Origin of the sequence: uncultured Corynebacterium sp. (assembly GCF_902782855.1) — a bacterium.
In the GTDB taxonomy this organism is placed as follows: Bacteria; Actinomycetota; Actinomycetes; order Mycobacteriales; family Mycobacteriaceae; genus Corynebacterium.
In genome coordinates, this window is the sequence record NZ_CACZOO010000148.1 from 1 (window position 1) to 12045 (window position 12045).

At 70.2% G+C, this 12045-nt stretch carries 10 protein-coding genes and 1 pseudogene; 3 read left to right on the plus strand and 8 right to left on the minus strand.

The genetic code is table 11. From position 1 onward, the window contains the following. Positions 1 to 22: 22 nt before the first annotated feature. The 7 genes and pseudogenes from QZV72_RS06990 to QZV72_RS07020 form a co-directional block, all read right to left on the minus strand. Complete coding sequence (locus QZV72_RS06990; RefSeq protein WP_297006624.1) at positions 23 to 394, minus strand: DUF3017 domain-containing protein; 372 nt, start codon at positions 392 to 394, stop codon at positions 23 to 25. A gap of 6 nt (positions 395 to 400) precedes the next feature. After that, positions 401 to 1258 carry a bifunctional methylenetetrahydrofolate dehydrogenase/methenyltetrahydrofolate cyclohydrolase gene (locus tag QZV72_RS06995; RefSeq protein ID WP_297006625.1) on the minus strand — a complete coding sequence of 286 codons (858 nt, stop codon included), beginning with the start codon at positions 1256 to 1258 and terminating at the stop codon, positions 401 to 403. Positions 1259 to 1264: 6 nt separating this feature from the next. Then, positions 1265 to 1792, minus strand: coding sequence for a tRNA (cytidine(34)-2'-O)-methyltransferase (locus QZV72_RS07000; RefSeq protein ID WP_297006626.1), 528 nt, complete (start codon positions 1790 to 1792; stop codon positions 1265 to 1267). After that, positions 1789 to 3096 (minus strand): M18 family aminopeptidase, encoded by a 1308-nt coding sequence (locus tag QZV72_RS07005; protein ID WP_297006629.1) that lies wholly within the window; start codon positions 3094 to 3096, stop codon positions 1789 to 1791. Before QZV72_RS07005 ends, QZV72_RS07000 begins: the two co-directional genes overlap by 4 nt. Positions 3097 to 3157: 61 nt before the next feature. After that, positions 3158 to 3289: pseudogene (locus QZV72_RS07010) on the minus strand (prevent-host-death protein); the annotation flags it as partial. 51 nt (positions 3290 to 3340) lie between these two features. After that, positions 3341 to 5185, minus strand: a complete 1845-nt coding sequence (locus QZV72_RS07015) for a S9 family peptidase (RefSeq protein WP_297006631.1) — start codon at positions 5183 to 5185, stop codon at positions 3341 to 3343. Positions 5186 to 5208: 23 nt separating this feature from the next. Next, a complete protein-coding gene (locus QZV72_RS07020; RefSeq protein WP_297006633.1) occupies positions 5209 to 6606 on the minus strand; it encodes a circularly permuted type 2 ATP-grasp protein in 1398 nt (465 codons plus the stop codon). 51 nt (positions 6607 to 6657) lie between these two features. Between QZV72_RS07020 and QZV72_RS07025 the strand changes: the two genes are divergently transcribed. Next, positions 6658 to 8103 (plus strand): aminopeptidase C, encoded by a 1446-nt coding sequence (locus tag QZV72_RS07025; protein ID WP_297006635.1) that lies wholly within the window; start codon positions 6658 to 6660, stop codon positions 8101 to 8103. A 26-nt stretch (positions 8104 to 8129) separates the two neighbouring features. Next, positions 8130 to 9482 (plus strand): aminopeptidase C, encoded by a 1353-nt coding sequence (locus QZV72_RS07030; protein WP_297006640.1) that lies wholly within the window; start codon positions 8130 to 8132, stop codon positions 9480 to 9482. A 34-nt stretch (positions 9483 to 9516) separates the two neighbouring features. Here QZV72_RS07030 and QZV72_RS07035 read toward each other — a convergent pair whose 3' ends face one another. Then, a complete protein-coding gene (locus QZV72_RS07035) occupies positions 9517 to 10617 on the minus strand; it encodes a PHB depolymerase family esterase (protein ID WP_297006637.1) in 1101 nt (366 codons plus the stop codon). A gap of 124 nt (positions 10618 to 10741) precedes the next feature. On the opposite strand from QZV72_RS07035, the gene QZV72_RS07040 reads away from it, so the two are divergent. Continuing rightward, positions 10742 to 12045 (plus strand): lipase family protein (locus tag QZV72_RS07040; RefSeq protein WP_297006638.1); only part of this gene is annotated, 1304 nt, incomplete at its 3' end.

Below are 12045 nucleotides of genomic sequence, written 5' to 3' on the forward strand. Positions count from 1 at the left end.
CCCCGTGCTCAACTCCCCGTGCTCAACTCCCCAACGAATCGACCGACCAGGCGGTGACCAGCAGCAGGGCGCCGACGATGACGCAGAAGGCGGAGTCGAACCTCCGGGAACGGACGGCGAAGACACCCAGGATCCGGGACTCGACCCACCAGCGGATCATTCCGAGCCAGACCATGCCACCACCGACCGCGAGAGTGCCGCGACGCCAGTGGTCGGTGAGGATCAGCACCACTCCGGCAATGATCGCCACAAGGAAGACGACCACGGAGAGCATCTGCAGGTTCCTGGTGACCCGTGACGGGGACTGGCCCACGTCATGCGGGTTCGCCAGCAGCACCCGACGCTCATGATCACTCAGCGGCACCAGGTCGGCGCGGTCACCCTCCGTCGCCATCGACGATCAGGCCAGGCCGGCGAGAAGCTCAGCCCGCTCGACGACATTGCGGACCAGGAAGGCACGGGTCAGCGGACCGACACCCCCGGGATTCGGAGCGACCGCTCCGGCGACCTCCCAGACGTCCGGGTGGACGTCACCGGCGAGCTTCCCGTCGACACGGGACACCCCCACATCGAGCACCGCGGCGCCCGGCTTGACCATGTCGGCGGTGAGCATGTGCGCCTTGCCGGCGGCGGCGATGATGATGTCGGCGTCGCGGGTCTCCTTGGCCAGGTCCCGCGTACCGGTGTGGCACAGGACCGTCGTGGCGTTCTCGGTCCGGCGGGTGAGCATGAGGCCGATCGGGCGGCCGACGGTGACACCACGGCCGATCACGACAGCCTTCGCACCGTCGATACGGACACCGAAGCGACGCAACAGGGAAATCGCACCGTTGGGGGTGCAGGGCAGCGGCGCGGGCTCGTTGAGCACCAGCTTGCCGAGGTTCACCGGGTGCAGGCCGTCGGCGTCCTTCGCCGGGTCGATGCGCTCGAGCACGGCGTTCTCGTCGAGGTGCTCCGGCAACGGGAGCTGCACGATGTAGCCGGTGCAGGCCGGGTCTGCGTTGAGCTCGTCGATGACGGCGTTGAGCTCCTCCTGGGTCACGGTCGCCGGGAGGTCCCTGCGGATGCTGGTCACACCGATCTGTTCGCAGTCGCGGTGCTTCATCTTCACGTAGGAGTGGGAGGCGGGGTCATCGCCGACCAGCACCGTCGCCAGACCCGGGGTGATCCCCTTCGCCTTCAACGCGGCCACCCGTGTCGCGAGATCCTCGAAGATCTCGTCCCGGTACAGTTTTCCGTCCAGCTTCATCGCAGTCACGGGACCCTAGTCTAGCCGTCCCCGCACCGCACCCGGGAACCCGAGCTGACGCCACGCCTCGTGGGCGGCGACGGCGGCCGCGTTGGAGAGGTTCATGCTGCGCCGGCCGGGCAGCATGGGGATACGCACCTGAGCGGTGACGCGGGGGTCGTCCAACGCCTCCTGCTCCAGCCCGGTCGGTTCGGTGCCGAACAGGAGGACGTCACCGGGTTCGTAGCGGATGTCGGTGTACCAGGTCTCCGCGCGGGTGGTGAAGGCGAAGACACGGTGCCCGCCCCGGTCCGCGAGCGCGGTGAGCGCGGCGTCCCGGTTCTCGTGCAGTGTGACGGACGCCAGGTCGTGGTAGTCGAGCCCGGCCCGTTTCACGTGCCTGTCGTCGAAGTTGAAGCCGAGTGGCCCGGCGAGGTGCAGGGCCGCCCCGGTGCCCGCACACATGCGGATGGCGTTGCCGGTGTTCGGCGGGATGACGGGCTGGTCGAAGAGCACGTGGCAGCAGGGGTTGCCGGGGACCGCGGGATTCGCAACGCCGGTCACAGTTCCCACCAGGCACGCAGTGCGTCGGTGAACCAGGCGATGTCCTCCACCCCGGCCATCTCGCGGGCGGAGTGCATCGACAGCAACGGGATGCCCACGTCCACGGTCGGGATGCCGAGACGGGTGGCGGTGATCGGACCGATGGTGGAGCCGCAGGGGACGTCGTTGTTCCCGGCGAAGACCTGCTCGGGCACCCCGGCGGCCGCACACGCCCGTCGCCACCGCGCGGCGGTGACGGCGTCGGTGGCGTAGCGCTGGTTGGCGTTGACCTTGAGCACCGGCCCCGCGTTCATCACCGGCCGGTTCACGCCGTCGTGCTTACCGGCGAAGTTCGGGTGGACGCTGTGCGCGGCGTCCGCGGAAACACAGCTGGACCGCGCGTACATGGCGCGGATCGCCGCGGCGTCCGCCCCGAGAGAGGACGCGATGCGCACGAGCACGTCCTCCAGGACCGGACCTGCTGCACCTGAGGTGGTGGCCGAGCCGATCTCCTCATGGTCGAACGCGGCGAGGACCCGGATGTCCTGTTTCCCCGGGGACGCCGTCAGCAGCGCCTCCAGCGAGGTGAAGACGCTGGAGAGGTTGTCCATCCGCCCGGCGGCGAGGAAGTCGGACCGCGCGCCGAAGATCCCGCCGTGCTGGGTGTCGACGGTGATGAGGTCGTGGGCGACGATGTCGTCTGCGTCAGTATCCGGGTCCCCGAGGGCGTCCGCGATGACATCGAGAATGGTCGACGCGCCGTCGCCGACCGCGAAGACCGGCTGCATGTGGTTCTGCCGGTCGAGGGTGAGGTCGTTGTTGACGCTGCGGTCGAGATGGATCGCCAGGTGCGGGACGCGCAGCACGGGTCCGGTGGCGACGAGCCGTTCGGTACCGTCGGCGAGCACGACGCGCCCGGCCAGGCGCAGTTCGCGGTCCAGCCAGGAGGGGAGGACCGCCCCGCCGTAGATCTCCACCGCGGCCTGCTTCCAGCCTGCCGGACCGGCGAGGTCACCGAGCGGCTTGAGCTTGAGGCCGGGCGAGTCGGTGTGGGAGCCGATGATGCGGAAACCGGCGGTGGCGGGGCCTGTGCCGTCAATGTCCTCCGGCACGTCCCAGGCGATGAGTGCCCCACCCCGGATGATGTAGTGCCCGCCGGGGCTCACGGCATCCGCGCCCCAGGTGGTGGCCTCGTCCTCGCGGGCGTACCCGGCGCCCTCCAGGCGTCGGGCGACCTCGGCGGCGGCGTGGTAGCTGGAGGGGGACGCGGCGATGAAGTCGGTGAACTGGCGGGCGAGGGTGGTTGCTCGGGCGGAGACGGTCATGGGCACCAGTTAACCACCGGCGGTCCGGGCCCTGTCACCGCTGCCCCGCGGGTCATGCCCGTCAGTAGTGGCATCTCGCCTGGAGGATGACCAGGTCCTCACCCTGACCGGCCGTGGCACGCGCGTACGCATCGAGCAGTCGCCGGGCGTTCGCGGGAGACCGGAACAGGTACGCGGTCTCCTGACGTGCGTCGGTCTGCCGAATGTCTTCAGCCAGCGTCACCTCCCACAGGGCTCGGGCAGGTCAGCATATTCCGTGCCCACGCAGCCAGTCGACCATCGCATCAGCGATCCGTCGCCGGTTCACCGCGCGGACGAAGACGTGGCCCTCGTCCTCCAGTTCCAGCGCCGCGGTCGGCACACCCCGGGCGTTCAGGGCGTCCCGCATCTGCCGGTACTCGCTCGGCGGCACATTCGTGTCGTGCAGCCCGTGGACGAACAGCACCGGAGTGCGCACCGCCCCCTCCCCTGACTCCGGCATTCCCGACAACCTGACCAGCGGAGACACCGACCGTAGCAGTTCACCGTCCTGGATCGGGTACCCGTACTTCGGGTACGCCGCCGAAGCGATCCACGGCTCCGTGTCCCGGTAGAAGGTCTCCAGGTCACTCATCCCGCACGCGCACACCGCCGCGGCGAACAGGTCCGGGAACCAGGTCACCGCCACATTCACCAGGTAACCGCCGTAGGACCGGCCGCTGACCGCCAGCCGTTCCGGATCCGCCAGACCCGCGTCCACCAGGAAGGACGCCGAGTCCGCGAGATCCCGGATCCCGGCGAACCTCCCGTAACGGTTGTCGGCGTGCTGGAAAGACCGGCCACCGCCGAAGGAACCGCGAACATTCGGGGTGAACACCGAGACCCCCGCATCGATCACCGCTCGCAGCACGTCGTGGTGCTCGGGGCGGGACTGCCCCTCCGGCCCACCGTGGAAGTGCAGCAGCACCGGGGCCGGGCCGGTCACCGGGCTGCCGTCCCCGCCCGGGGCCCGGTACAGCCAACCGGACAGCTCCACCCCGTCATGGGCGGTGTAGTGCAGCAACTCCGGCTCACCGAGCCGGTGCCCGCCGTCACCGGGTACCACCGCGGGGCCGGTGACCGGCGTCACCACCCCGGTGCGGGTGTCCACCAGGTGCACCGTCGGCACGGCGTCCGGACTCTCCACCGTGCACGCCAGCATCGCGCCGTCGTCGGTGACCCGCAGTCCGTGCGCCACCATGCCGGGCAGTTCCACCGACCGGCGGACGCTCACCCGCTGGTCGGCGTCGAGCCACAGCACCTCCAGCGCGGAGCGTCCCGAGAGGTTCCACAGCACCGCGGCGATCTCCTCGGATCGGCTGACACGGAACTCGTCGACGTCGGCCTCCCGGTGCGTGATGAGGTCCCGGCTGCGCATCACCCCGTTCTTGGCGTGGACGCGGAGTACCCGGCGCCGGTCGCTGTGGTGGTCCGAGCACACCAGCATCACCGGCTCACCGTCCTCACGCGGCGGGAGGATCAGGCCGGCGTCCGTGGTCGCGCCCGGCTGCGGCGGCAGGAGTGGACGCCATGACCCGTCCGGGCCGATGAGCAGCAGCTCCCGGTTCGCCCGAGGCCCGACCCGCATCAGGGCGTGGCCGGCGCTCGCGGCGACGAGTTTGCCGTCCACCCGCCGGTCGATGACCCGCACCGACCCGTCCTCCGGGGTGACGAGGCGCCCTTCCGCCAGGCCGTCCTCGCGCACGGCGTCCACCGCCAGGCGACCGCCGTCCCACTCGACCAGCGAGGTCTTCACGTCCGTGTCATCGCGTAGCAGCACCGCAGAATCGTCGTCCGGGTCGGTGGAGACCAACCAGATCTCGGTGCGCTCAGTACCCTCCGGCGCAATCTCGACGGCCAGCCAGTGGGCGTGCGGTGAGTAGCGCACCGCCACCGCGGGTCCGGACGCGGGGATGCGGATCCGCCGGGCGGCCCCCAACTCCCCACCGACCAGCGGCGCCTGCATCGCCACCGGCAGTCCGTCAGGGCTCGCACTGTCGCTGTCGTCACGGAGGATGAAAGCGAGGGCGGAACCGTCGGGGGCGATGTCCGGGGCGGTGGTGTGTCTCACCCCTCGCAGGCTACCGGACAGGTTCAGCAGGCAGGATCAGCGGTGAGAATCCACGTGTCCCGCCCGCCACCGCCGCGTGAGGAGTTGACGATCAGCGACCCGGCCGGCGCCACGCGTGTCAGACCGACCGGCACCGTCGCCGCCACACCGTGACCCAGCAGACTGAACATCCGCAGGTCAACATGCCGGTCAGTGCCGTCGAGGGCGGGCAGGGTGGAAAGCTCGACGCGTTCCTGGGCGATGAAGGACGCCGGGTCGGCGAGAATCTCCGCCCGCCGCCGGGCCAACTGCGCCCCGGTGCACTCCGGGCCGACGGTGATCCCAGCCCCTCCGTAGCCGTCGACAGGTTTCACGACGAGTTCGTCGAGCCGGTCGAGGACCTCGAGGCGTTGGGAGGGGTCGGCGCACAGCCACGTCGTCACCTGCGCCAGGGCCGGTTCCTCCCCCAGGTAGAACCGCACCATCTCGGGGACGAAGGAATACACGGCCTTGTCGTCGGCCAGGCCGTTGCCCGGCGCGTTCGCGATCCCGACGGTCCCGGCGGCGAGCGCGTCCCCGATGTTCTCCGGCAGCCGCTGCTCCTCGACACGCAGGTAGACCATGTCGACCCGGCGTCCGGCCACCCGGTCCCACAGCACCGGCGCCCCGTGGTCGTCCGGTCCGACGGTGAGCTGGTCACGGGTGCGTGGGTACAGGCCGCCGACCTCGGCGACGGTGCGCTGCTCCGCCCAGGTCGGGTCCTGTTCGCCCTCGGTCGCGACGACCCCGTGGCGGGACAGGGTATCGCCGGCGGCGTCCTTTGGCGCGGCGCCCCACAGCCCCTCGCAGAACAGTTCCAGTGCCCCGGTCGTCGGTGTCAGCCGGTCCCCCGCCAGCGCGGTGAGCTCCGGGTAGTGGGTCCGCGTCATCTCGCGCGCGGCGAGGGCGAAGGTCAGGCCCGAGGGCATGCGGACGTTGTCCTCCAGCACCGCCCAGTCGGTGACGGCCGTCCCGGTGCCGGAGCAGACCAGGTCGGCGCCGGTGGCACGGGTACGGGTGACGCCGGCGGGCACCCGGTGGCCCAGGGCGGTGTAGCCGGGGGCCCGGTGGATCACCGCGGCGCCGATCCGTCCCGCCCGGACGATCGCGGCGTCCTCGGCGCGGTCCGCGCCGTACACGTCGGCGAGGAAGAGGTCGAGGGCGCGGATGCGCTGCTCGACCCCGGCCGCCAACGCGTCCCACACGGCCCGGTCGAGGATCCGGGGCACCGGCTCAATGTCGAAGACCTCGTGGCCGGTGAGCAGGCCGTCGGCGTCCTTGACCCCGAAGGTGACGCCGCGGGCGTCCAGATCGGAGACCACGGCGGCGCGACGTGCGGCTAGCTCGTCGGCGCCGACGGCGGTGAGGGAACCGAGGACCGTGACGGGGTCTGGGGACGTCATCTCACCAGGGTAGACCCGACCGGAACCGCCCGCAGCGCGTATAACGGACACATGCCTGATTTCTCCCTCTCGACCGGGGTGCTCGCGGAACTTCGTGGCGCCACGGCGTCCGATCCTGCACTGCGCGTCGCCACCAACGCTGTGACCTCGACCGACGTCGACAGCGTCACACTCAACCGGGCCGCGGTCACCGCCGTCGACCCGACCACCGAGATTAAGCTCGACACCCTGGGCGTCACCGACCAGAAGCAGTCCGGCCGCTGCTGGATGTTCGCCGGCCTCAATGTCTTCCGTCACCGCATCGCCGCAGCGCTGAACGTGGAGGACTTCGAGTTCTCTGAGGTGTACCTCCAGTTCTTCGACAAACTGGAGAAGGCGAACCGGGTACTGCGCCGCCTCGACGAACTGTTCCGCTCCGGTGTCACCGACCCCGACGACCGCCTGGTCGACAATCTGCTGGCCCACGCCGCCGATGACGGTGGTCAGTGGAACTACCTCGTGAACCTCATCGGCGCGTACGGTGTCGTGCCGCGTGAGGCGATGGGCGAGACCTTCAACTCCGGCAACACCGCCCAGATGGACGCCCGGCTGCAGACCGCGCTGCGGGCGACCGCCTGGGCCGTCCGGGAGTCTGTTCTCGCCGCCGGCGACGGCGTCAGCGCCGACACGACCGCCACGCTCATCGAGTCGGGGATGAGGGACATCCACCGCATCCTCGCCACCCACCTCGGACTTCCCCCGGAACGTCTCCTGTGGCAGTACCGGGACAAGGACGGCGACTTCCACCGCGAGGGTGAGTTCACCCCGGCGGAGTTCCGGGACCGGGTCTTCGGCCTGCTCGCCGACGGGCCCGTCGGCGACCCGGGTGACCGCTCGGCGAACCACGTGACGGACTACCTGGCGGAGTACGTCTGTCTGGTCGACGACCCGCGCGAGGAGAACCCCTACGGCGCGGCGTACAGCGTCGCTGAGGAGACGAACATGTGGGGCACCGCCGACTTCTCCTACATCAACGTCGGGGCCGGCGAGCTGAAGCGCATCGCAGAGGCCTCGCTCGCCGACGGGGAGCCGGTGTGGTTCGCCTGCGACGTCAACCGCCAGTTCGCGGCCGCCCTGGGCATCTGGGACGCGGACCTGTACGAGCGTGACGCCCTCTACGGCACCACCACCGTCTCCGGACCCGGCACGTCCAAAGCTGACCAGATGCGCTCCCGCGAGTCCATGCTGACCCACGGCATGGTGCTCACCGGCCGTGACGCCGCCACCGGCGTCTGGCGCGTCGAGAACTCCTGGGGCACGAAGAGTCACGGCGAACACGCCAAGCTGGCCGGCGCCGGGTCGATGAAGGGCTACGGCACCATGACCGACGCCTGGTTCGATGACAATGTCTTCCAGATCGTCGTCCACCGGAGACTGCTCGGTGCCGGCTACCCGGGGCTGGACGCCCTGGACCGTGGCGAGACCACGGTACTGCCGATCTGGGATGCGATGGCCTGAGTGGCATGAGTGAGATGAACGGGAACATGAACGGAATCAACACAGACACCCTCGCCGGATTCGCCGCGGATCTGGCGTCCGACACGTCCTGGAAGGTCGCCCGTAACGCCGCGACCACCGCTGACGTGCAGAAACTGACGCTGGACCGGGGGATCCTGGCATCAGCCGACCACTCCGTGTCGGTGAAGCTCGACAGGTGGGCCGTCGCCGACCAGCAGCGCTCCGGGCGGTGCTGGCTGTTCGCCGGGCTGAACTCCCTGCGCGGCGACGCCATGGCCGAGACCGGCGTCAAGGACCTCGAGTACTCCCAGGCCTGGCTGCACTACTGGGACAAGCTGGAGAAGGCGAACTACCTGCTCACCGCGATGGTTGAGCTCGCCGACCGGCCGCTGGACGACCGCACCGTCCAGCACCTGCTGGACCACCCCGCTGAGGACGGTGGGCAGTGGAACATGTTCGTCGCCCTGGTGGAGAAGTACGGCATCGTACCGAAGTACGCCATGCCGGAGACCTGGTCGTCCTCGCACACCGCGAAGATGAACCGTGACATCGCCACCGCGACGCGCACCGGTGCCCTACGGATCCGCGCCGAGATCGCCGGCGGCGGTGACGGTACGGCCGCCCACCGCGCCGCACTCGGTGAGGTCCACCGGATCCTCACCGCCCACCTCGGTGTCCCGCCGGAGGAGTTCGTCTGGCAGTACCGCGACGGTGACGACGAGTTCCACCGCGAGGGCACACTGACCCCGCAGCAGTTCGCGCAGCGGTACCTGCCCGCCGACCTCGGCGAGTACGTCTGCCTGGTCAACGACCCGCGGGAATCCTCCCCCTACGGTGGGAAGTTCACCGTCGACTACCTCGGCAATGTCGTCGGCGCCACCCCGGTGACCTATCTCAACGCCCCGACCGCCGTCCTGAAGGACGCCGCCATCGCCGCACTGCAGGACGGGCGCCCCGTCTGGTTCGGCTGTGACACCGCCGCCCAGTCCGACCGCGACAAGGGGGTGTGGGACGCCCGTCTGCACGACTACACCAGCTTCTACCAGGTGGAGCTCGGTGTGGAGGCGCTCGACAAGCAGGCCCGGGTCCTCACCGGGGAATCGCTGATGACCCACGCCATGGTCATCACCGGTGTGGACCTCGACGAGGACGGGACGCCGGTCAAGTGGCGAGTCGAGAACTCCTGGGGTCCGAAAACCGCGGACAAGGGCTTCTGGACGATGAACGACGGCGGAGACGGTTCCTGGTTCGACGAGTACGTCTTCGTCATCGCCGTGCACCCGGACCGACTGCCGCAGGAGTACCGGGACGCCTGGGCGTCCGGGACCGCCCCGCACGTACTGCCCGCGTGGGACCCGATGGGGGCGCTGGCCGACTGACCGGGGGCGGGGCCGGCAGGGGTGGGCCGGCACTCTACCGCGGCGCGAGACGGTGCGCGCTGACGAACGCCCAGACCTCGGTCGTGGCGTCCAACGAGTAGCTCGTCACCTCGGCCGCGTCGCTGGCGGCGGCGGGCCCCCGGTCCACAACGGCGGACGCGCCTGTCGCGTCGCCGGGCCAGGTGTGTCCACCGTCGCCGACACGCAGGTGGACCACATCGCGGCCGCCCCGGCACATCGGCCACTGCACGCGACGAACGTCCCCGGCCAGTGCGGTGGTCACCGGATCGGGGCCGCAACCGTTACGCGCGGCGACAGCCTCCGCCCGCCCACGGGCCGACTGGTAGCTCACGCCGTGGCGCGTCCCACCCCCGTAGTTGATCGTCTCGTCACGCACCCCGTGCATCTCCAGGAACGAGGTCGACGGGGTGACGCAGTTTCCGCCGGTGCCCGGGTAGTACGCGCCGGAGACCGACGCCACCGCCGCAAAGACATCCGGGACACGGCAGGCGAGCTTCGCCGCGAAACCGCCGCCGTTGGACATGCCGGTGGCGTAGATCCGTGAAGCATCGATGTTGTAGGTGCTGTTCAGGGAGGCCAGGACGTCAGTGGTGAAGCGCACGTCCTCACCGTCGGAGGTCTGCGCGTACGGAGCGCCCTCCCAGGCGTCCCCCACTCCCTGCATGTAGACGACGATCGCCGGCAGCCGGTCGAGTGCCGCGAAACGCTGCATGTCGGACGCCGTCTGCCGGTACCCCGGATAGGCGAACAGCACCGGGGTCGGGGTGTTCGGATAGTAGTCCTTCGGCACCGACAGGATCGCGGTACGGTCCCGGTGTCCACTGTGGACGGTGACCGACGCGGACGTCCCCGGGACCGGGCCGTCGAGCCTCGGCCCTTCACCGACCGGGGCTTCCGCGGCGGTGACCGCGGAGGCCGCGGATCCGGCGACAGCGGCGGACTCCGCGATCGTCTGGTCCCGGTAGGAGTCCAGCACCTCCGGGGCCTCCCCCACCGCCGAATGTGAGGAGATGACAGCCACCCCGGCGGTGACGGCGAATGCCAGGACACCCCCGGAGATCCGGAGGCGACGGCGGCGGAGTCCGCGGCGGGGCAGTCGGGCGGTGGGGTGCACCCCACCGTTGTATCGACTTCCCACGGCAAGGTCAACGCGCCACGCTCGTCACCGGTCAGGCACCGCGGAACACTTTGTTCATTATGCTGACATTGTGATTTTCGGCACTATATTATTGTGCTCCATGAGCATTCTCCGCCGGCGCCTCGCCGCCCCCTCAGCAGCCCCCTCAGCCGCGCCCTCAGCCGCGCACCTCGCAACGTCACTCGCCGTCACCGCCACCGCGCTCACTCTCGCGTTCGGCACAGCCGCCGCCAACGCCGCCCCCGGCGTCCCCCCGGCCCTGGTGGACGCCGACCCGACCATCGCACAGCCCGCATCCGACCCGTTCTACACCCCACCAGCCGAGATCCCCGACGCGCCCGGCACCCTGATCCGCTCCCAGTTCGCCCCGCAACTCCTCGACGCCTTCGACGTGGCCGACGCCCCGGGCCGTGCCGACAAGATCCTGTACACCTCCACCACCCAGGACGGTGAGAGAGTCGCCACCAGCGGTGTGGTCCTCGAACCCGTCGGCCCGTGGACCGGCTCGGGACCCACCCCGACGATCATCTTCGCCCCGGGCACCCGCGGTTCCGGTGACGACTGCGCCCCCTCCCGCGCCGGCGCCCAGTTCGCCGGGGTGAACATGTCGAACGCGGCGGTGAACCTCAACTACGAGTACCCCTTCTACGCCGCCGCGTCCGCCATGGGCTACCGCGTCATCGTCGCCGACCTCATCGGCCTCGGCACCCCGGGCCAGCACACCTACGTCAACCACACCGAGGAGGGCCATGCCGTCCTGGACGCGGCCCGGGCCGGCCTCGCCTTCGCCGGAGCACCTGCCGATTCCCCGGTCGCCTTCTACGGTTACTCCCAGGGTGGCGGGGCGGCCGCCGGTGCCGCCGAGCATGCGGCGTCCTACGCCCCGGAACTCAACGTCAAGGGCACCTTCGCCGGTGCGCCGCCGGCCAGCCTCGACGCCGTCGCCGGCGCCATCGACCGGCACGCGATCACCGGCGTGCTCGGCTACGCCCTCAACGGCGCTTTGGCGCGGCACCCCGAGCTCGCCTCCCTGCAGGACGAGTACTTCAACGACGAGGGCAAGCGGTTCCTGGCCTCCACCGCCAACGAGTGCATCGGAAACTCCGTGGTCAACTGGGCCCTGCGCGACACCCGGACCCTGACCAAGGACGGCCGGTCCTTCTCCGACATCGTGCGCGACGACGAGCGGCTTCGCTCGGTGCTGCTGGACGACAACTACAAGCTGGGATCCCGGGAGCTCAACGCCCCGATGCTCATGGTCAACGGGCGCAACGACGACACCATCCCGTGGGGTCAGGCACGTGACACCGCCGCCGACTACTGCGCCTCCGGCGGCACCGTGCAGTTCACGACCGACGAGACTCCGTCGATCCTGCCGCGTTTCGTCATCAACCACGCGGTGCC

Bases quoted from the DNA above. Each gene is read 5' to 3' on its own strand.
- QZV72_RS07025 (WP_297006635.1), top strand. From the start codon at position 6,658: ATGCCTGATTTCTCCCTCTCGACCGGGGTGCTCGCGGAACTTCGTGGC.
- QZV72_RS07020 (WP_297006633.1), bottom strand. From the start codon at position 6,606: ATGACGTCCCCAGACCCCGTCACGGTCCTCGGTTCCCTCACCGCCGTC.
- QZV72_RS07005 (WP_297006629.1), bottom strand. From the start codon at position 3,096: ATGACCGTCTCCGCCCGAGCAACCACCCTCGCCCGCCAGTTCACCGAC.
- QZV72_RS07030 (WP_297006640.1), top strand. From the start codon at position 8,130: ATGAACGGAATCAACACAGACACCCTCGCCGGATTCGCCGCGGATCTG.
- QZV72_RS06990 (WP_297006624.1), bottom strand. From the start codon at position 394: ATGGCGACGGAGGGTGACCGCGCCGACCTGGTGCCGCTGAGTGATCAT.